General features: G+C 68.5%; 18 protein-coding genes. 12 read left to right on the top strand and 6 right to left on the bottom strand.

Annotated elements, in window-relative coordinates:
• The first annotated feature begins 22 nt into the window (after positions 1–22).
• Both KIP89_RS17405 and KIP89_RS20065 read left to right on the top strand, forming a co-directional pair.
• The gene (locus KIP89_RS17405) at positions 23–862 is read left to right on the top strand and encodes an EamA family transporter (protein ID WP_213756851.1); all 840 of its coding nucleotides are present in this window, start codon (positions 23–25) and stop codon (positions 860–862) included.
• 37 nt (positions 863–899) lie between these two features.
• Positions 900–2240 carry an ATP-dependent DNA helicase gene (locus tag KIP89_RS20065; RefSeq protein ID WP_213756850.1) on the top strand — a complete coding sequence of 447 codons (1341 nt, stop codon included), beginning with the start codon at positions 900–902 and terminating at the stop codon, positions 2238–2240.
• Positions 2241–2246: 6 nt separating this feature from the next.
• On the opposite strand, the gene KIP89_RS17395 is transcribed toward KIP89_RS20065, so the two are convergent.
• On the bottom strand, positions 2247–3479 hold the full coding sequence (locus KIP89_RS17395) for an acyl-CoA dehydrogenase (RefSeq protein WP_213756849.1): 1233 nt from the start codon (positions 3477–3479) through the stop codon (positions 2247–2249).
• 293 nt (positions 3480–3772) lie between these two features.
• On the opposite strand from KIP89_RS17395, the gene KIP89_RS17390 reads away from it, so the two are divergent.
• The 7 genes from KIP89_RS17390 to KIP89_RS17360 all read left to right on the top strand — a co-directional run bounded on the left by KIP89_RS17390 (position 3773) and on the right by KIP89_RS17360 (position 11539).
• Positions 3773–5332, top strand: coding sequence for an ABC transporter substrate-binding protein (locus KIP89_RS17390; protein WP_369807194.1), 1560 nt, complete (start codon positions 3773–3775; stop codon positions 5330–5332).
• A gap of 367 nt (positions 5333–5699) precedes the next feature.
• Positions 5700–6713 (top strand): ABC transporter permease subunit, encoded by a 1014-nt coding sequence (locus KIP89_RS17385; protein WP_213756847.1) that lies wholly within the window; start codon positions 5700–5702, stop codon positions 6711–6713.
• The gene (locus tag KIP89_RS17380; RefSeq protein WP_250152593.1) at positions 6703–7626 is read left to right on the top strand and encodes an ABC transporter permease subunit; all 924 of its coding nucleotides are present in this window, start codon (positions 6703–6705) and stop codon (positions 7624–7626) included. The genes KIP89_RS17385 and KIP89_RS17380 overlap by 11 nt, the downstream gene beginning before the upstream one ends.
• Positions 7627–7630: 4 nt before the next feature.
• Positions 7631–8368, top strand: coding sequence for a hypothetical protein (locus tag KIP89_RS17375; protein ID WP_213756846.1), 738 nt, complete (start codon positions 7631–7633; stop codon positions 8366–8368).
• Positions 8365–9360, top strand: a complete 996-nt coding sequence (locus tag KIP89_RS17370; RefSeq protein ID WP_213756845.1) for an ABC transporter ATP-binding protein — start codon at positions 8365–8367, stop codon at positions 9358–9360. The genes KIP89_RS17375 and KIP89_RS17370 overlap by 4 nt, the downstream gene beginning before the upstream one ends.
• The gene (locus tag KIP89_RS17365) at positions 9357–10346 is read left to right on the top strand and encodes a dipeptide ABC transporter ATP-binding protein (RefSeq protein WP_213756844.1); all 990 of its coding nucleotides are present in this window, start codon (positions 9357–9359) and stop codon (positions 10344–10346) included. The genes KIP89_RS17370 and KIP89_RS17365 overlap by 4 nt, the downstream gene beginning before the upstream one ends.
• A gap of 5 nt (positions 10347–10351) precedes the next feature.
• Positions 10352–11539 (top strand): trans-sulfuration enzyme family protein, encoded by a 1188-nt coding sequence (locus KIP89_RS17360; protein WP_213756843.1) that lies wholly within the window; start codon positions 10352–10354, stop codon positions 11537–11539.
• On the opposite strand, the gene KIP89_RS17355 is transcribed toward KIP89_RS17360, so the two are convergent.
• The 4 genes from KIP89_RS17355 to KIP89_RS17340 all read right to left on the bottom strand — a co-directional run bounded on the left by KIP89_RS17355 (position 11526) and on the right by KIP89_RS17340 (position 15751).
• Positions 11526–12404, bottom strand: coding sequence for an energy transducer TonB family protein (locus tag KIP89_RS17355; protein WP_213756842.1), 879 nt, complete (start codon positions 12402–12404; stop codon positions 11526–11528). The genes KIP89_RS17360 and KIP89_RS17355 overlap by 14 nt on opposite strands.
• Complete coding sequence (gene exbD, locus KIP89_RS17350) at positions 12401–12940, bottom strand: TonB system transport protein ExbD (RefSeq protein WP_213756841.1); 540 nt, start codon at positions 12938–12940, stop codon at positions 12401–12403. The genes KIP89_RS17355 and exbD overlap by 4 nt, the downstream gene beginning before the upstream one ends.
• A 45-nt stretch (positions 12941–12985) precedes the next feature.
• Positions 12986–14122 (bottom strand): tonB-system energizer ExbB, encoded by a 1137-nt coding sequence (exbB, locus tag KIP89_RS17345; RefSeq protein WP_213756840.1) that lies wholly within the window; start codon positions 14120–14122, stop codon positions 12986–12988.
• 210 nt (positions 14123–14332) lie between these two features.
• Positions 14333–15751 carry an FAD-binding oxidoreductase gene (locus KIP89_RS17340; RefSeq protein WP_250152592.1) on the bottom strand — a complete coding sequence of 473 codons (1419 nt, stop codon included), beginning with the start codon at positions 15749–15751 and terminating at the stop codon, positions 14333–14335.
• A 73-nt stretch (positions 15752–15824) separates the two neighbouring features.
• Between KIP89_RS17340 and KIP89_RS17335 the strand changes: the two genes are divergently transcribed.
• The 3 genes from KIP89_RS17335 to KIP89_RS17325 are packed head-to-tail and all read left to right on the top strand — an operon-like array spanning position 15825 to position 18295.
• The gene (locus tag KIP89_RS17335) at positions 15825–16109 is read left to right on the top strand and encodes a type II toxin-antitoxin system ParD family antitoxin (protein ID WP_213756838.1); all 285 of its coding nucleotides are present in this window, start codon (positions 15825–15827) and stop codon (positions 16107–16109) included.
• Complete coding sequence (locus KIP89_RS17330) at positions 16099–16404, top strand: type II toxin-antitoxin system RelE/ParE family toxin (RefSeq protein ID WP_213756837.1); 306 nt, start codon at positions 16099–16101, stop codon at positions 16402–16404. Before KIP89_RS17335 ends, KIP89_RS17330 begins: the two co-directional genes overlap by 11 nt.
• 49 nt (positions 16405–16453) lie before the next feature.
• Positions 16454–18295: an ABC-F family ATP-binding cassette domain-containing protein gene (locus tag KIP89_RS17325; protein ID WP_213756836.1), complete on the top strand. Its 1842-nt coding sequence runs from the start codon at positions 16454–16456 to the stop codon at positions 18293–18295.
• Between the two features lie 291 nt (positions 18296–18586).
• On the opposite strand, the gene mqo is transcribed toward KIP89_RS17325, so the two are convergent.
• Entirely contained in the window at positions 18587–20305 is a 1719-nt protein-coding gene (mqo, locus tag KIP89_RS17320) for a malate dehydrogenase (quinone) (RefSeq protein WP_213756835.1), read from the bottom strand.
• Positions 20306–20472: the final 167 nt, after the last annotated feature.

Genomic DNA, 20472 nt, shown 5'->3' with positions numbered 1-20472 from the left:
TCTCGCACTCTCCGGCAGGTCCATGGAACCCAGCGTGTTTCTGGCGGTCATCGCCGCCGCCGCCATGCATGCGGGCTGGAACGCCATTCTCAAGATCCGGCTCGATCCGCTGGTCGCCGTGGTGCTGATCACCGCCGCGTGCAGCGCCATCGCCCTGCCGGCGGCGATCTGGGTCGGCCCGCCACCCGCCCATGTCTGGCCGTGGATCGCCGCTTCCATCGCCATCCATCTCGTCTATTACCTCACCCTGACGGGCGCCTACCGGCTCGCCGATATGGGCTTCGTCTACCCGCTGGCGCGCGGCGGCTCGCCGCTCATCACCACGCTGTTCTCGCTGCTGCTGCTCGGCGAACCGATCGACGCGCAGGGCGTGTTCGGTGTCGTCGTGCTGGCGTTGGGCGTGCTCGCCATCGCCTGGCGGCCCAAGGGCGGCGGGTTCGACGGGCGCGCCCTGCTGCTCGCCGCCGCCTGCGCGCTCAGCATCGCCATCTATTCGCTGATCGACGGTCTCGGCGCCCGCAATGCCGGCAGCCCGCATCTTTATTCGGCTTGGCTGTTCCTGCTCGAAGGGCCGTGCGTGCTGGTGGTGGCCCTCATCCGCCTCGGCCCCGCCGCGCTGCGCCCGGCGACCGGCTTCCTGCTGCCCGGCCTGTTCGGCGGCGCCATGTCGCTCTCGGCCTACTGGATCACCATCTGGGCGATGACCAAGGCGCCCATCGGCCTCGTCGCGGCGGTGCGCGAATCCAGCGTGATGTTCGCCGCGCTGATCGCCGTGGTGGTGCTGCACGAGCCGCTGCGGCCGGCGCGACTGGCGGCGGCGGGGCTGATCGTGCTCGGCCTCGCCCTTATCAAGCTGCACTGACGTCGCGCAGCGCCGCCGGCTGTGCTTCCTTGCGGGCATGAGCGACCATCCGACCCCGACGATTCGCCCCGCGACCCGCCTCGCCATCCCGGAGGATGCCTTTGCGGGGCCGCTGGCCTTGATCGACCAGGGGGCGCCTCTGGTCATGGTGCTCGGCGGGGCCGGCACCGGCAAGACCACCTTCCTTCAGGCGCTGCGCAAGCGCGGCGGCAGCAAGCAGGCCTTCCTCGCTCCCACCGGCGTTGCCGCGCTCCAGCTCGGCGGCCAGACCATCCATTCCTTCTTCGGCCTGCCGCCGCGGCTGATCGACCCCGACCAGATCAAGATCCGGCCGCAGAAGCGCACGCTGATGAAGAAGCTGGAGCGCCTCGTCATCGACGAGGTGTCGATGGTGCGCGCCGATGTACTGGACGCGGTCGACCGCTCGCTGCGCATGGCCCGCAATGATCCCCGCCCGTTCGGCGGCGTGCAGGTCGTGCTGGTCGGCGATTTCCTCCAGCTCCCGCCGGTCGTGCCGCAGGCGGAGCGCGAGATCCTGATCCATCTCGGCTATGAGGGCCCCTTCGCCTTCGACGCGCGGGTGCTGCGCGAGGTGGAGATCACCCGCCTGCCCTTCATCCAGGTCTACCGGCAGACCGACGACGCCTTTGTCGGCCATCTGGCCGATCTGCGCGGCGGGCGGCAGGTCGGGCGCGCGGTGGACGCGATCAACGCCGCCTCGTTCCGCGAGCACCGCGCCGGGTCCATTCCGGTGGTGCTGGCCCCGACCAATATGCGCGTCGACGCCTATAACCGGCGGGGGCTCGACGGGCTCACCGAAGCCGGCCGCATCTATGAAGGGCGCAGCGAGGGCGAGTTCGACCTCGCCAATGACCGCCTGCCCGTCCCCGAACTGCTGGTGCTGAAGGTCGGCGCGCGCGTCATGGCGGTGCGCAACGATCCCGAGCGGCAATGGGTCAACGGCTCGGTCGGCACGGTGATCGGCCTCACCCCCAACAGCGCCTTCGTGCGGCTCGACGGCGCCGGCGTGGTCGAGATCGAGCGCACCTCCTGGGAGCGCATCCGCTACGACTGGAGCGAGGTCACCGGCAAGGTCGAGGCCAAGGTGGTCGGCACCTACACGCAGATCCCGCTGGTGCCCGCCTGGGCGGTCACCGTCCACAAGGCGCAGGGCCTGACGCTGGACGATGCGCGGATCGACTTCGACAGCGGCGCCTTCGCCGCCGGTCAGGCCTATGTCGCGCTCTCGCGTGCCCGCTCGCTGGAAGGGCTGTCGCTCGCCCGCCCGCTGCGCGCCTCCGACATCCGCATCGACCGTCGGGTGGCGGCCTTCACCGCCGCCTTCGAAGCGGATGCCGAGTTCCCCTTTTTGGGCTGACGCGGCTCAGAAAAACGCCTGATGGCCGGTGATCGCCCGGCCGAGGATCAGCGCGTGAATGTCGTGCGTGCCCTCATAGGTGTTCACCGTCTCCAGATTCACCATGTGGCGCATCACCGGATATTCCGACGAAATGCCATTGCCGCCATGCATGTCGCGGGCGAGGCGGGCAATCTCCAGCGCCTTGCCGCAATTATTGCGCTTGAGCATGGAGATGGTCTCGACCGGCAGCCGGCCGGCATCGAACAGCCGCCCCGCCTGAAGCGCCAGTTGCAGGCCGAGGGTAATCTCGGTCGCCATGTCCGCCAGCTTCTTCTGGATCAGCTGCGTCGCCGCCAGCGGCTTGCCGAACTGCTTGCGCTCCAGCGTATAGCCGCGCGCCGCCGCATAGCAGGCTTCCGCCGCGCCCATCGTGCCCCAGCCGATGCCGAAGCGCGCGCGGTTGAGGCAACTGAACGGCCCCTTGAGCCCGGAGGCGTCGGGCAGCAGGTTCTCCTCGGGGAGCTCGACGCCATCCAGCACGATCTCGCCGGTGACGGAGGCGCGCAAGGAGAGCTTGCCCTCGATCTTCGGGGTGGTGAAACCCTTCATGCCGCGCTCGACCAGAAAGCCGCGAATCTCGCCGTCATGCGCTGCCGACTTTGCCCACACCACCGCGACATCGGCGATCGGCGAATTGGTGATCCACATTTTGGTGCCGGACAGGCGATAGCCGCCGTCGATCTTCTCGGCGCGGGTGCGCATGCCCGACGGGTCGGAGCCCGCATCCGGCTCGGTCAGGCCGAAGCAGCCGACCCATTCGCCGGTGGCCAGCCTCGGCAGGAACTTCTTCTTCTGCGCCACGCTGCCGAAGGCGTTGATCGGGTGCATGACCAGCGAGGACTGCACGCTCATCGCCGAGCGATAGCCCGAATCGACCCGCTCCACCTCGCGCGCCACCAGCCCGTAGGACACATAGCCGAGGCCGGCCCCACCATATTCCTCGGGGATGGTCGGCCCGAGCAGGCCAAGCTCGCCCATCTCGGTCATGATCTCGCGGTCGAAACGCTCCTCCATATAGGCGGAGGTCACGCGCGGCAGCAGCTTTTCCTGTGCATAGTCCCGCGCCGTATCGCGAACGAGGCGCTCCTCTTCGGTGAGCTGGCCGTCGAGATCGAGCGGATCGGCCCAGTCGAAGGCGGCGCGGGCGGCCTTGGTCGGCGTCGGGGCGGCGGAAGCGGCGGACAGCGCGGCACTCATGAGCGGACTTCTCCCATCAGCCGGCGGAGCGCGCCGGTTGCCATGCTCTTACAACTTCGCACGGCGCCATGCACGAGGCGCGGCGTGGTTGGCACGCCCTTCCTTGGGTCATGCGACTTTGGTCGGGGGGTGGGGTGAGATTGCGCAATACTCGGACACGTGATTGATTTCACGCTTGGACGACGGAGATCAAACAACAGGCTGGCCCACACAATGGGCACGGCGCCGCTTCGTTCCACGAGAGGGGTCTTTCTATGCGGGTAATCACTCCCAAGCTGGCGCTTGCCGCCGCGATGCTTACCGTCCTGTCGGCGCCCGCCTTCGCCGCCAAGACGCTGGTCTACTGCTCCGAAGGCAGCCCGGAAAACTTCACCCCGGCGCTCAACACCACCGGCACCAGCTTCGATGCGGCCCGCCCGGTCTACAACCAGCTCGTCGAATTCGAGCGCGGCTCGACCAAGGTCGTCCCGGCGCTGGCCGAAAGCTGGACGGTGAGCGATGACGGCAAGGAACTCACCTTCAAGCTCCGCAAGGGCGTGAAGATCCATTCCGGCGTGAACGGCTTCACCCCGACCCGCGATTTCAACGCGGATGACGTGCTGTTCTCGTTCGAGCGCCAGTGGAAGCCGGAGAACCCGTACCACAAGGTCACGGGCGGCGCGTATGACTACTTCAACGACATGAGCATGCCCGACCTGCTCAAGTCGATCGACAAGGTGGACGACTACACGGTCAAGTTCACCCTGACCGAGCCGAACGCGCCGATGCTGGCGAACCTCGCCATGGATTTCGGCACCATCACGTCCAAGGAATATGCCGACTTCCTGCTGAAGAAGGGCACGCCCGAGCAGTACGACCAGATCCCGGTCGGCACCGGCCCGTTCTCCTTCGTTGCCTACCAGAAGGACGCGGTGATCCGCTACAAGGCCTTCCCGGCCTATTGGGGCGGCCCGGCCAAGGTGGACAACCTCGTCTACGCCATCACCCCCGACCCGACCGCGCGCTATGCCAAGCTGAAGAAGGGCGAGTGCCATGTGATGATCGCGCCGAACCCGGCCGACATCGCCGCCCTGAAGACCGATCCAGCGGTCAACCTGATCTCCCAGCCGGGCCTCAACATCGCCTATCTGTCGTTCAACACGCAGAAGCCGCCCTTCGACAAGAAGGAGGTCCGCCAGGCCTTCAACATGGCGATCGACAAGGGCGCGATCATCAAGGACGTCTATCAGGGCGCCGGCCAGGCCGCGATCAACCCGATCCCGCCGACCATCTGGTCCTACAACACCGCCGTGAAGGACTACCCGTACGATCCCGAGAAGGCCAAGGCCATGCTCGCGGCGGCCGGTGTCAAAACCCCGCTCGACATCGACCTGTGGTGGATGCCGGTGCAGCGTCCCTACAACCCGAACGCCAAGCGCATCGCCGAAATGATGCAGTCGGACCTCGCCAAGATCGGCGTCAATGCCAAGCTCGTCTCCTATGAGTGGGGCGAGTACCGCAAGCGCCTCCAGCAGGGCGAGCACATGACCGGCCAGCTCGGCTGGACCGGCGACAATGGCGACCCGGACAACTTCTTCTTCCTGCTCGGCTGCGCCGCCGCCCGTCCGGGTGGGCAGAACCTCGCAAAGTGGTGCAACAAGGAGTTCGACGACCTGATCAACAAGGCGAAGACCATCTCGGACGTCGCCGAGCGCACCAAGCTCTATGAGCAGGCGCAGGTCATCGTGAAGGAAGATGCGCCCTGGTTCACCATCGCCCATTCGGTGGTCTATGAGCCGACCCGCAAGGAAGTCGTCGACTACAAGGTGAGCCCGTTCGGCCGCCACGAGTTCTACGGCGTCGACCTGAAGTGAGCCCGCGCGGCCCCAGGCGGCGGGAGCGCGCCGCCGGGGCCGTGCCTTTCGACAAGACGGGCCGCGCCGTCGCCTGTCATGGGGCGGCGCGTGCCGCGACCGGGGCCGTTCGCGCCCGCTGATCCGCCGAGGGGCTGATCCATCAAGGAACTGTTCCAACAGGCGTGCTGATTCAACAGGCGCCGGCAACCGCACGGACGCAGAGCAGCGTCCGCGCCGATGCCTGGGACAGGCCGCGGCCCTTTCGCGGGCACGACATCGCTCCGTCCCGTCACGTTCGCCTTTGCGCGTGCCGCCGCAGGTCTCGGCCTCGCGTGCCGGCCTCGCCTGTCGGCCTGATCTGGCCGGCCCCAAGCCCGGGAAGCCCATGTTCCGCTTTTTCCTACGCCGCGTCGCGCTCACCCTGCCGACCTTCGTGGCGCTGATGTTCGTTACCTTCGTCGCCGTGCGCCTCGTGCCCGGCGACCCGATCGAGGCGCGCACCGGCGAGCGCGGCATCGCGCCCGAACGCCTCGCCCAGCTGCGCCATGAGCTTGGTCTGGACCAGCCGGTGTGGCGCCAGTTCCTCGACTACGCCAATGGCATCGTGCACGGCGATTTCGGCGTTTCCATCGTCACCAAGACCCCGGTGCTGCAGGAATTCGCGGTGCTGTTCCCGGCGACGCTGGAGCTGGCCTTCTGCGCGCTGATCTTCGCCGTGGTGCTCGGCATCCCGGCCGGCGTGCTGGCGGCGGTGAAGCGCGGCTCGGTGTTCGACCATGCGGTGATGACCGTGGCTCTCACCGGCTACTCCATGCCGATCTTCTGGTGGGGCCTGCTGCTGATCATGTTCATGTCGGAATATCTGGGTCTCACCCCGGTCTCCGGCCGCATGGACCTGATCAACTACTATTTCGAGCCGGTCACCGGCTTCATGCTGATCGACAGCATCCTCTCCGGTCAGGAAGGCGCGTTCGGCGCGGCGGCGGCGCATCTCGTCCTGCCGTCCATCGTGCTCGGCACCATCCCGCTGGCGGTGATCGCCCGCATGACGCGCTCCTCGATGCTGGAGGTGCTGGGCGAGGATTATGTCCGCACCGCCCGCGCCAAGGGCCTGTCGCCGCTGCGCGTGGTCGGGCTGCACGCACTGCGCAACGCACTGATTCCGGTGGTCACCGTGATCGGCCTGCAAACCGGCACGCTACTCGCCGGCGCGGTGTTGACCGAGACCATCTTCGCCTGGCCCGGCGTCGGCAAATGGCTGATCGAATCCATTGCCCGGCGCGACTATCCGGCCTTGCAGGGCGGCATCATGCTGATCTCGGGCATCGTCATCGTCGTCAACCTCATCGTCGACCTCACCTATGTCGCGATCAACCCGAGGATCCGGCATGGCGGATGATCAGGCCCTCGCTCTTTCCCCCGCCGTGCCCCCGGTCGAGGGCGTGCCGGCGGAAGCCTCGCCGCTGCGCGCCTTCTGGTCCGCCTTCAGCGAGAACCGCGGGGCCGTACTGGGCCTTGCCGTGGTGGTGTTCATCGCGCTGCTGGCGCTGTTCGCGCCCTTCGTGGCGCCGCATTCGCCGATCGAGCAGTTCCGCCAGCATGTGCAGCAGCCCCCGGTCTGGGCCGGCGGCACCTGGGCATTTCCCTTCGGTACCGATGCGGTCGGCCGCGACGTGCTCTCGCGCCTCATCTATGGCGCGCGCATCTCGCTCGGCATCGGCCTGTCGGTGATGCTGGTCTCGGTGGTGGTCGGCATCGTGCTCGGCCTCGCCAGCGCCTTCCTGCGCGGCATCGTCGAGGTGGTGGTGATGCGCGTCATGGACCTCGTGGTGGCGATCCCCAGCCTCGTGCTGGCCATCCTCGTGGTCGCGGTGCTCGGCCCGAGCCTTCTGAACACCATCGTCGCCGTCACTGTCGTCTATCTGCCGCGCTATGTGCGGCTGGTGCGCGCGGCGGCGCTGGCGGAACTGTCGAAGGAATATGTCATCGCCGCGCAGGTCGCCGGCGTCGGCAGGCTGCGGCTCATGTTCGTCACCGTGCTGCCGAACTGCCTCGCCCCGCTCATCGTGCAGGCCGCACTCGGCATTTCCGACGCGATCCTTGAGGCTGCGGCGCTCGGCTTCCTCGGCCTCGGCGCCCAGCCGCCGACCCCGGAATGGGGCGCCATGCTCGCCGACAGCCGCGAATTCATCCGCGCCGCGCCGTGGATCGTCACCCTGCCGGGCCTTGCCATCCTCGTCACCGTGGTCGCCATCAACCTGATGGGCGACGGCCTGCGCGACGCGCTCGATCCCAAGCTGCGCAGGAGCTGAGCCGATGGAGACGGAGGCCGTACCGGTAGGATCGCTCTGGCAGGCGGTGCAGGATCCCCGGCTCATCGTCGCCGCGATCGGCATTGCCAGCGGCGTGCTCGGCGCCGCCGCCACCGCCATGTTCAAGGCGCGCTACGATCTGCGGCAGGAGCGCCGGCTGCGCCGCCAGCGCCAGCGCGACCTTCTCGTCGCCGTCCATGCCGAGATACTGGCAGGCGTGGGGGCGAGCGAATGGCAGGTGGGTCAGGCGGAATATGATTACGCGCTGGCGAACAGCTCGCCCTTCGCCACCGCCGACGACAATGACTTCGTCTTCCGCAGCGCGCTGGGGGAACTCGCGCTGCTGCCGGCGCCGGTCATCCACGCCGTGGTCGAGTATTATCGCCTCGCGGCCCAGTCCAACGATCTGACGCGCGAACTGCGCACGCCGGAATTCGCCGCGCAGGAACCCGGCGAGCGCACGAAGTTCATCAAGGGCCTGATGACGGTTGTGGACATGCAGCGGGCGGCCGGCGAGCGGGCGATCACGGACATCGCCGCTTATCTGCCGGACATGCAGCTTGAACGTCAGTCGGTCCATTTTCTGGAACGTCGCCGGGCGGCGATGACGCGCGCTCGGGCGCGCGAAGCCAGCCGACGCCCTGTCGGGGGCGGTGCGGGCAGCTCAGACGATGGGAATGATCGGGCCGCGCATGACGTTTCTCCAGATGACCCGAATATAAGCTCCAAAGGTGCGGAATGAAAGAACCCCTCCTCTCCATCCGCAACCTGTCCGTCACCTTCGCCACCTCGCGCGGGCCGTTCAAGGCGGTCGACGGCGTCGATCTCGATGTGGCCGAGGGCGAACTCGTGGCCATTGTCGGCGAGTCCGGCTCGGGCAAGTCGGTCGCCATGCTGGCGGTGATGGGGCTGTTGCCCTGGACCGCGAAGGTGAGCGCCGACCGGCTCGCCTTTGGGAATCGCGACCTGCTCACCCTCTCGGCGCGCGAGCGGCGCAAGATCATCGGGCACGACATCGCCATGATCTTTCAGGAGCCGATGTCGAGCCTCAACCCCTGCTTCACGGTCGGCTTCCAGATCCGCGAGGCGATGGCCGCGCATCTCGATCTCTCCAGCGCGGAGCGGCAGAAGCGGGCGGTCGAACTGCTCGATCTGGTCGGTATTCCCGAGCCGGAGCGGCGGCTGAAGGCCTTCCCGCACCAGCTCTCCGGCGGCATGAGCCAGCGCGTGATGATCGCCATGGCGCTCGCCTGCAGCCCCAAGCTGATCATCGCCGACGAGCCGACCACCGCGCTCGACGTCACCATCCAGGCGCAGATCCTCGACCTGCTGCTGCGGCTGCAGAAGGAGAGCGGCGTCGGCCTCGTGCTCATCACCCATGACATGGGCGTGGTGGCGGAGACCTCGCAGCGGGTCTGCGTGCAATATGCCGGGCAGCAGATCGAGATGCAGGGCACGCGCGGCCTGTTCGCCGATCCGCACCATCCCTATACGGCGGCGCTGCTCGACGCCCTGCCGGAGCGGGCGAGCGGGCGGCTCCTGCCGTCCATCCCCGGCGTGGTGCCGGGCCTTGCCGACCGCCCGGCCGGCTGCCTGTTCTCGCCGCGCTGCCGCTTTGCCACCGATACCTGCCGCACCGTGCCGCCGTCGCGCGCCAGCGCCGCGCTTGGCCTCGCCCTCTGCCACTATCCGCTGAAGGACGGCGTGCCGCAGCACCGGGAGTTCGCCCTATGAACCAGATCGCCCCCCACGAACCCGCCGCCCGCGATGCGGTGATGGAAGCCGTCGACCTCACCCAGAGCTATGAGGTCGCGCGCGGCCTGTTCGCCAAATCCGCCATCGTGAAGGCCGTCGCCGGCATCAGCTTCCGCCTCGCCCCGCGCTCGACGCTGGCCGTGGTCGGCGAGAGCGGCTCCGGCAAGTCGACCCTCGCCCGCATGCTCACCATGATCGAGCGGCCGGGCGCCGGCTCGCTGCGGCTCGACGATGTCGATGTGGCCGATGCCGACACGGCGACGCTGCGCCGGTACCGCGGCGATGTGCAGATGGTGTTCCAGAACCCCTATGGCTCGCTCAATCCGCGCCAGACGGTCGGCAACGCGATTGAAGAGCCGCTGCTGGTCAATACCAAGCTCTCCGCCGCCGAGCGGCGGGCGCGGGCGCTCGACATGATGGCCCGCGTCGGCCTGCGGCCGGAGCATCATGGGCGCTACCCGCATATGTTCTCCGGCGGCCAGCGCCAGCGCATCGCCATCGCCCGCGCGCTGGTGATGCGGCCGAAGATCCTGGTGCTGGACGAGCCGGTCTCCGCGCTCGACGTGTCGGTGCGCGCGCAGGTGCTGAACCTGCTGGTGGAGCTTCAGGACCAGCTCGGCGTCGCCTATGTGTTCGTCTCGCACGATCTCGGCGTGGTCCGCCACATGGCCGATGAGGTGCTGGTGATGTATCTTGGCCGCGTGGTCGAGCATGGGCCGCGCGAGGCCATCTTCACCGCGCCCAAGCACCCCTATACGCGCGCCTTGCTCTCGGCGACGCCGGTGGCGGACCCGGAGGCGAAGAAGGAGCGCATCGTGCTTCAGGGCGAACTCCCCTCCCCGTTCAACCCGCCGGGCGGCTGCCCCTTCAACCCGCGCTGCCCGCTGGTGATGGACCGCTGCCGGGTGGAGATGCCGCCGACCGAGCGCAAGGGCGAGCAGCTGGTCGCCTGCTGGGCGGCGTAGTCACCATGGCGAAGGACGACACACCGACGCGGGACGCGACGCTCTGCGTCCACCCGCCTGAGGTATCGCAGGAAGGCTATGCCAGCCTCGCCGTGCCGACCTATCGGGCCTCCACCATCGTCTATCCCGATGGCGAGGCCTTCCTGCGCCGGGCGACGCGCGGGGCCGACGGGTACACCTATGGCCTGCACGGCACGCCGACCACGCGCACGCTAGAGGAGCAGATCACCCGGCTGCACGGCGGCGCGCGCACGCTGATCGTGCCCTCCGGCCAGGCCGCCATTTCCATGGTGATGCTCGCCGTGCTGAAGCCGGGCGATCATGTGCTGATCCCCGACAATGCCTATCCGCCGGTGCGCGCGCTCTGCGCGGATTATCTCAACCCCCGCGGCATCGCCCACACGGTCTATGACCCGATGATCGGCGCCGGCATCGCCGATCTGATCGAGGCGCGCACCCGCCTGCTCTGGATCGAGGCGCCCGGCTCCGGCTCGATGGAGGTGCCGGACGTGCCCGCCCTGATCGCGGCGGCCCGCGCGCGCGGTGTGCTCACCGGCTGCGACAATACCTGGGCGACGCCGCTGCTGTTCAAGCCGCTTGCCCATGGCGCGGACATCGTCTGCGAGGCGCTGACCAAATATGTCGGCGGCCATTCCGACCTGCTGCTCGGCTCGATCACCGTCGCGGATATCGCCCTGCACCGGGAATTGCGGGCGACGCTCGGCACGCTCGGCATCGGCGTGTCGCCGGATGAATGCGCGCTGGCGCTGCGCGGCATCCAGACCATGGCGGTGCGCCTCGCCCATGTCGGGCAGGTGGCCGAGGATTTCGCCCGGCGGCTCGTTGGCCGGCCCGGCGTCGCGGCGGTGCTGCACCCGGCGCTCCCAAGCCATCCCGGCCACGCCGCCTATAGCCGCGACTTCAAGGGTGGTTCGGGCGTCTTCAGCCTGGTGCTGGAGCCGGGCCAGGAGGCACACCTCGGCGCGGCACTGGGCGCGCTCAAGGTGTTCGCCATCGGCGCGTCCTGGGGCGGCACGCACAGCCTCGTGGCGCCCCAGGACATCGCGTCCATCCGCACCGCGACGCGCTGGCCCCATGCCGGCCCGCTGCTGCGCCTCAGCATCGGGCTGGAAGACCCCGCCGAGCTGTGGGACGACCTCGCCGGCCTGCTGGACCGCCTCAGCGCAGGTTGAACAGCACCGGCACGGTGAAGCTGAAGCTGCCGCCGGGCATGTCGGCCGGCGGCGCCGGCAGCGGCGAGGCGCGGCGCACCATGGCGACCGCTTCCTCGTCGAGGCTGGCCGAGCCGGACGAGCCGACCAGCCGCGCCGCGACCACCTGTCCCGCGCGATTAATCGTGAAGGCGACGCGCGGACGGCCCTGCTCGGCATTGGCGCGCGCCTCGTTCGGGTAACGCTTGTGCCGGTTGAGATGCGACATCAGCCGCGAGCGCCAGTCCGCCTGCGCCCGGCTCGACGAAGCGCTCGACCCGGAGGTCGGCGCGGCGACACGGTCGGACGGGGCGGCATTGAGCGAGGGAGCGGCGGAGGTCTTCGGCGCCGGCGGCTTCTCGCTTTTTTCCCGCTCCTTCGGCTTCGGCTTCGGCTTCGGGCGCTCCTTCGGCGGATCGGGCTTCTTCTCCGGCGGCGTCAGTTCGGAGGCGAGCGGCGGCGGCGGAGGCAGCGGCACCTCGATATCGGGCGCCGGGCTTTCCGCGACGTCGGGGACCGGCTCCTGCTCGGGCTCCGGCTCGGGAGGCGGCACGTCCTCCTCCTTGGCCAGCGGATCGGGCGGCACCTCTTCCTCGATCTTTTCCGGCGCCTCGACCATCTCCGGGCCCGGCGGCAGTTCGACCGGGTTGGCGGCCGGGGCCACCGGCATCTCGGCCAGCTCGATCATGATCGCGGCCGGCTCCTGCGCCGCGACGATCGGCGGCTCGGAGAGCATATAGGCGAGCGCCCCGCCATGGGCGGCCAGCACCAGCCCGCCGCACACAGCCCAGCCCGCCGCGCGCACCATCTCCTGGCGCCGGCTGCCATGCAGCAGCATCAGGCTCATGGTGCGGGAGTTCCCGGCGCGGGCGCCGCCGGCGTGGCGGCAGGCGTCCCGATTGCAGGCGTCCCGGCGGCAGGAGCCGCCCCCGGCGCGGCGGGGGCAGTACCCGTGGCCGGCACCCCGGCCATCTCGATGCCGACCAGGGCGATCTTGAGGTAGCCGGCGGCGCGCAGCAGGTTCATCACCTCCATCAGCTCGCCATAGGGCACGGCCTTGTCGGCGCGCAGGAAGATGCGGGTGTCGCGCTTGTTCTCCGTCGTGCGGTCGAGCGTGGCGCCGAGCGCGGGGCGCTCCACATCGTCATTGCCGAGCGCGAGACCGAGATCGCCCTTCACGGTGAGATAGACCGGCTTGTCCGGGCGCGGCTGCACGGCGGCGTTGGAGGCCGGCAGGTCCACCGCGACATCGACCGTGGAGAGCGGCGCCGCGACCATGAAGATGATCAGCAGCACCAGAATGACGTCGATGAACGGGGTGACGTTGATCTCGTGGTTTTCGACGAGATCGTCGCTGTCCGTGCTCTGGAGCTTGGCAGCCATGGCAAATCACTCCTGCCCGCACGCTCGCGGATTAGGGCCGTCCGCTCACTCGGCGGCGGCGCGGACACGGACGGCCGCCACCGGCGAGCCGTGGCCGGTGTGGCGCGGGTCGTTCTGGCGCGCCTCGGCGCTGTGGCGGGCGATCGCGTCGCGCTTGTCGAGATCGCGCGAGAGCAGGCGCAGCACCTCGGCGCTGGCATCGCCCATCAGCACCCGGTAGCCCGAGACCTGCCGCGAGAAGTGGTTGTAGATCACCACCGCCGGAATCGCCGCGACGAGGCCGATGGCGGTCGCCAGCAGCGCCTCGGCAATGCCCGGCGCGACGACAGCGAGATTGGTGGTCTGCGCCTTCGAGATGCCGATGAAGGAATTCATGATGCCCCACACCGTGCCGAACAGGCCGACGAAGGGCGCGGTGGCGCCGATGGTGGCGAGCAGGCCAGTGCCGCGCGTTATGGCGCGGCCGGCGCCGACCTCGATGCGGCCGAGCGAGATGGCGACGCGCTCTTTGATGCCTTCGGCCGGCAGATCGCCGGAACGCTGGAGTTCGAGATCGGTGGCCTTGAGCATGGCGGCGGCGGGCCCGGCGGCGCGTACGGCCCGCGCCGCATCCAGCGAGGCACTGCCGAGATAGCCCTTGAGCGAGCGGCGCAGCCGCGCCTTGGCAAAGGTCAGTTCCAGCGACTTGGCGAGCCAAACGGTCCAGGTCACGACCGAGGCGAAGGCGAGGCCGATCATCACCGCCTTCACCACCCAGTCCGCCGCCATGAACATGCCCCACGGAGAGAGGTCGTGCGGCAACTGGGCGGCGACGCTGACATCCTCGCCGGCCACCGGCGGCATGGCCGGCGCGCCGGCAACCGACGGCGCGTCGGCCGGCGCGGGAGCGGCGGTCGCATCGGGAGCCGTCCCGGTCGCGCCGGGCATGGGCGGCACGAGAGCGTCACCCGTGGCCGGCGCCGGAGCCGCTGCTGCGGGGGCCGGGGCAATGGGGGCGGGAGCCGGCTGGACAGCGGGAACCGTGGCCGCGGGGGCCGGCTGGGAGGGCGCCGGCTGGGCCGTCGGTGCCACCGGCGCCCCTTCCTGCGCCAGCGCGGGCAGGATCGGTCCGCAGCACAGAGCCAGAGCCAGCAGCGCGTGGACGCAGCGGCGGAACGGGGCGGTGGTGCGAGACGTCAGCATGGCGGCTATCCGATGTTCGGCCGGCTGCCGCGCTCCGCAGGCGCACGCGGAGATCATCGGGGAAGCCGGTCCCGTCAGTTAACGGCTTCCATACCCCTCAACGCACAAGGTCGACAACAGCAAAACGCCGACCTAATGCATTGTAGAATCGCTCAAAACAGCGATGATCGAAGTAGTTCTTGTTTGTTATAATTCCAGAGAGCTACGTTTCTACCGCCCGTTGCTAAGCACCTTGCCGGGATTGAGCAGGCCGGCCGGGTCCAGCGCCGCCTTGAGACGGTGCATCAGATCGAGCGCCACCGGATCGGCGTAATGGGCCAGTTCCTCGCGCTTGAGGATGCCGATGCCGTGCTCGGCGGCGATCGAGCCGTCCATCTCGGTCACGATGTCGTGGACGATGCGGTTGAACCTCTCCCACAGGCCGATGAAGGCGGCCTTCTCCATGCCCACCGGCTGGCTCAGGTTGAAATGGATGTTGCCGTCGCCGACATGGCCGAACGGGCACGGCCGCAGCCCCGGCAGCGCCGCCAGGCAGGCCGGCAGCGCCCGCTCCAGAAATTCCGGCACGCGCGAGACCGGCACGGAGACGTCGTGCTTGATCGAGCCGCCCTCGTGCTTCTGCGCCTCGCTCATATCCTCGCGCAGCCGCCACAGATTGGCCGCCTGCGCCTCGCTGGCGGCGATCACCGCGTCCAGCACCTCGCCCGCCTCCATGGCGGCACCGAGCGCCTCCTCCATCAGCGCGCCGAGATCGAAGGCGCGGGTGGGAGCGGAAAGCTCGGCCAGCACATACCAGTCGTAGCGGTCGGCCAGAGGCCGCACCGTGCCGGGCATATGGGTCAGCACGGTCTCGACGCCGAACGCCGCCATCAGCTCGAAAGTGGTGAGCGCATCCCCCGCCTCGCCGCGCAGGCGCTTCAGCAAAGCGAGCGCGCTGGCCGGATCGGGGACGGCGAGGAAGGCGGTGGTGCGCTGCGCCGGCTGCGGAAACAGCTTCAGCACGGCGGCGGTGATGATGCCGAGCGTGCCCTCGGTACCCAGAAAGAGCGGCTTCAGGTCATAGCCCGCATTGTTCTTGCGCAGGCGCTTCATGCCGTTCCACACCCGCCCATCGGCCAGCACGACCTCCAGCCCCAGTACCAGATCCTTCGCATTACCATAGCGCAGCACGGCGGTGCCACCGGCATTGGAGGCGAGGTTGCCGCCGATGCGGCAGGAGCCCTGCGAGGCGATGTGCAGCGGGAACAGGCAGCCCGCCGCCTCCGCCGCCTTGTGGACATTGTCGAGGATGCAGCCCGCCTCCACCGTCATCGTCATGTCGACGGGATCGACCGCGCGGATACGATCGAGGCGCGCCAGCGAGACCAGCACCTCGCCGAACGGCATCTGTCCGCCCACCAGCCCGGTATTGCCGCCCTGCGGCACGATCGGCACCCCCGCCCGCGCGCAGGCCTCCACCACGAAGGCGACCTCTTCCGTGGAACCCGGCCGCAGCACGGCCGGCGCGCGCCCCTGATAGAGCCCGCGCTCCTCGTGCAGGAACGGCGCCATGTCGGCCGGCTCGGTCAGCACATGGGCGGCGCCGATGCGCTGGGCGATGGCGGCGAGAAGCGGGGCGAGGGAGGGCATGGCATCAGGCGTCATTTGCAGCTTTGACAGAACGACGGTATGAATAAGTCATACCGAACCGATGGAGGGAGCGATGGCGACCGCGGAGAAGCGCACCTTCAGTCTGCCACGCGAGCAGGCCGATTTCATAGACCGCCTTGTGGCTTCCGGCACCTATGGCAGCGCGAGCGAAGTCATCCGTGCCGGGCTGCGCGCCCTCAAGGAGCGGGACGACGCGGTGGAGCGGTGGCTGCGTGACGAGGTGGTGCCGGTGATGGCCGACATGCAGGCTCACCCCGAACGGGGTCTTGCGGCAGAGGATGTGTTCAACGAGATCCGCGCCCTTCACGCCAGCCGCAACTCCCGCCGTGGCTTATAGGGTCGTCTTCTCGCCCGAGGCCAGCGACGATCTGCTCGGCCTCTATCTGTTTATCGCGCAACGCTCGGGACCCGACATCGCGCTCGGCTATGTGGAACGGATCGAGGTCTACTGCCGGTCCTTTGCCGATTTCCCGATGCGAGGAACCTGCCGGGACGACATCCGGCCCGGCCTGCGGGTTGTCGGTTTCGAGCGCCGCGTAACCGCGGCGTTCCACATTGATGGTGATCGCGTGGTGTTCGACCGTCTCCTCTATGGAGGACGCTCGCTCGAAAGGCTGAGCGGGGACGATTGACTCCCTGTTCCCCCTTGCCCGGCGCCCGCTCATCCCCTATCCCCGCGCCATGGCTCCTCCTCTTCTTCTGCTTCAAGACACGCGGCTCACCTTTGGCGGCACGCCGCTGCTGGATGGCGCCGAACTTTCGGTCTCCGCCGGCGAGCGCGTCGGCCTTGTCGGGCGCAATGGCTCGGGCAAGTCGACCCTGCTCAAGATCGCCGCCGGCCTCGTGCAGGCCGATGGCGGCAACCGCTTCGCGCAGCCCGGCGCGACCATCCGCTATTTGCCGCAGGAGCCGGACCTCTCCGGCTTCAAGACCACGCTGGCCTATGTCGAGGCCGGCATGGGGCCGGGCGATCAGGAATACCGCGCCCAGTACCTGCTGAGCGAACTCGGCCTCACCGGCGAGGAAAACCCGGCCAACCTGTCCGGCGGCGAGGCGCGCCGCGCGGCGCTGGCCCGCGTGCTGGCGCCCGAGCCGGACATCCTGCTGCTCGACGAGCCGACCAACCATCTCGACCTGCCGGCCATCGAATGGCTGGAAAGCGAGCTTGCCTCGCTACGTTCCGCCCTCGTGCTGATCAGCCATGACCGCCGCTTCCTGCAGGATCTGACCCGCGCCACCGTCTGGCTCGATCGCGGCACGACGCGGCGCATGGAGCGCGGCTTCGCCTTCTTCGAGGAATGGCGCGACCAGGTGCTGGAAGAGGAAGAGCGCGACCAGCAGAAGCTGGCCCGCAAGATCGTCGCCGAAGAACACTGGATGCGCTACGGCGTCACCGCGCGGCGCAAGCGCAATGTGCGCCGCGTCGGCGAGCTGGCCGATCTGCGTGCCAAGTTCCGCGATCATCGCGGCGCGGTGGGCACCATCACCATGGCCGCGACCGAGGCGGATGTCTCCGGCAAGCTGGTGATGGAAGCCGAGCACATTTCCAAGGCCTATGGCGACCGCGTCATCGTGCGCGACCTGTCGATCCGCATCCAGCGCGGCGACCGGATCGGCATTGTCGGTCCCAATGGCGCCGGCAAGACCACGCTGCTGAAGATGCTGACCGGCGAACTCGCGCCCGACAGCGGCAAGGCCAAGATGGGCACCAATATCGAGATGGCGACGCTCGACCAGCGCCGCGCCGCGCTCGATCCCAATCGCTCGGTGCGCGAGACGCTGACCGACGGGCGGGGCGATCAGGTGTTCGTCGGCGGCAATCCGCGCCATGTCATCGGCTATATGAAGGACTTCCTGTTCACCCCGGAACAGGCCGGCACGGCGGTCTCACGCCTGTCGGGCGGCGAGCGCGGCCGGCTGCTGCTGGCCTGCGCGCTGGCGCAGGCCTCCAATCTCATGGTGCTGGACGAGCCGACCAACGATCTCGACCTCGAGACGCTCGACCTCCTGGAAGAGATGATCGACGACTATGCCGGCACAGTGCTGCTGGTCAGCCATGACCGCGATTTCCTCGACCGCACCGTCACCGCCACCATCGCCTATGAAGGCGACGGCAATTGGGAAGTCTATGCCGGCGGCTATTCCGACATGGTCAACCAGCGCGGCCATGGCGTGAAGGCCCGCGCGGCCGCCGCCGCTGCGGCCACCCCGGCCAGGTCCTCCGGCAACGCGCCGGCCCGCGCCGCTTCCGCCAGTGTCCCCGCCGCCGCCTCCAGCGGCAGCAAGCGCAAGCTCTCCTTCAAGGACAAGCACGCGCTGGAGCAACTGCCCAAGCGCATCGCCCAGCTCGAATCCGACATCAAGCGGCTCAACAACACGCTGGCGACGGCGAATTTCTACACGCGCGACCCGGCCGGCTTCCAGAAGGCCACCGCCGAACTCACCCGGACCCAGGCGGAACTCGCCAAGGCCGAGGAAGAATGGCTGAAGCTGGAAATGCTGCGCGAGGAAGCCGGCGGCTGAGGCGGCGGGCGGCGCGAGGGTTCAAAACCCGAGCCACGTCATCCTGAGGTGCCCGGCCAATGGCCGGGCCTCGAAGGATGGAGGTTCAAAGCGGCGTGAGACGACACCCGCCTGCGTGCTTCGAGACGCGGCGCCATGGGCCGCTCCTCAGCATGACGAGGGCTCAATCCCCGTCCGCCGCGCCCCTCATCCCCAGAACCACGTCATCCTGAGGTGCCCGGCCAGCGGCCGGGCCTCGAAGGAGGCCGGCGACAGCGCCAACCTCCTCACGCCAGTTTCACAGCACCCAAATCACGGCGCCATATCCGGCACCGGCTTGACCACGCCACCCGCCGGGGCGGTCACGCCGCCATAGGCGGAGACGTCGAGCACCGGGGCGGCATTGGCGAGCTGAAGGGTCGCGCCGGTAGCCGTCCAGACCTGCTGCACCATCTCCGGCCGCTCATTCAGCTTCACGCCATAGCTCGGCACGATCTGGTGGATGCGCGCCTGCCATTCGGGCGTCGCGACCTTGTCCTTGAACACCTTCTCCAGCACGCCGAGCATGATCGGCGCGGCGGTCGAGGCGCCCGGCGAGGCGCCGAGCAGGGCGGCGATCGAGCCGTCCCTGGCGCTGACGATCTCGGTGCCGAGCTTCAGCGTGCCGCCGCCTTCCTTGTCGCGCTTGATGATCTGCACGCGCTGGCCGGCCTGCCAGAGGCGCCATTCCTCGCCCTTGGCCTGCGGGTAATAGTCGCGCAGCGCCGCCACGCGCTCGGCGTCCGACAGCATGAGCTGGCCGGCGAGATATTTCACGAGATCGAACTGCTCGGCGCCGACATCGAGCATCGGCCAGAGATTTTGCAGCGTCACCGAGCCGAACAGGTCGAAATAGGAGCCATCCTTCAGGAACTTGGTCGAGAAGGTCGCGAACGGCCCGAACAACACCACCTGCTTGCCGTCGAGATAGCGCGTGTCGAGATGCGGCACCGACATGGGCGGCGCGCCGACCGAGGCCTTGCCATAGGCCTTGGCGAGATGGCGCAGCGCCACATCCGGGTTGTCATTGACCAGGAAGGAGCCGCCCACCGGGAAGCCCGCATAGTCCTCGCCCTCGGGAATGCCGGACTTCTGGAGCAGATGCAGCGCCCCGCCGCCGCCGCCGATGAAGACGAAATTGGCATCGACCGTGCGCTGCTCGCCGGTGCCGGTGTAGCCATAGGTCACGCGCCAGCTGCCATCGGCGTTGCGGGTGATGTCCGCGACCTCGCTGGAAAGCTCCAGATCGAAATTCGGCTGGCTGCGCAGATAGCCGACATATTGCCGGGTGATCTCGCCCCAATCGACATCGGTGCCGAGCGGCGACCAGGTGGCGGCGATGGTCTGGGAGGCGTCGCGCCCCTCCATCATCAGCGGCACCCATTCGGCGATCTTGGCGCTGTCGGTGGAGAATTCCATCCCGGCGAAAAGCGGGCTGGCCTTCAGCGCCTGATGGCGCTTCTCCAGGAACTCGATGTTCTCCTCGCCCCACACGAAGCTCATATGCGGGGTGGAGTTTATGAAGGAACGCGGGTTGCGCAGCACGCCGCGCCCGACCTGATGGGCGAGGAACTGGCGGGTGACCTGGAACGCCTCGTTGATCTCGACGGCCTTCTCGATATGCACCTGCCCCTTGTCGTCCTCGGGCGTGTAGTTCAGCTCGGCCAGCGCGGAATGGCCGGTACCGGCATTGTTCCAGCCATTGGAGCTTTCCAGCGCCACGCCGTCGAGCCGCTCGATCATGGCGATCTTCCAGTCCGGCTCCAGCTCGTTGAGCCACACGCCGAGCGTCGCGCTCATGATGCCGCCGCCGATCAGCAGCACATCGACCTTCCGGTCCCCCGCCGCCGCCAGCGCCGCGCCGATGCCGCCCGGCAGCGCGCTCGCCGCAAGGCCGGCAAAGGCCGTGCCCAGCACCTGCCGGCGGTTCATGGCCAGCCCGTCAAAGGGCGCGGAAGTGGTCAGGAGGGTGTCCTTGCTGCGCGTCGCCATCTGTTCTTCCTTGTCCTGATCGAGTCCCGCGCCGGGCTCGTATCGGGCCGCCTTAGGCAAAACAACCTGACCATCCGTAGAACTACGCGATTTCGAATGAAACCAGATCGAAAGACGGCCAGGATGCAAGGCACGCGCAACCGAGACTTATCCATTTGTAAGATAAT

Origin of the sequence: Ancylobacter radicis (assembly GCF_018449475.1) — a bacterium.
Taxonomy (GTDB): Bacteria; Pseudomonadota; Alphaproteobacteria; order Rhizobiales; family Xanthobacteraceae; genus Ancylobacter; species Ancylobacter radicis.
This window is presented reverse-complemented; position numbering and strand designations above follow the sequence as displayed.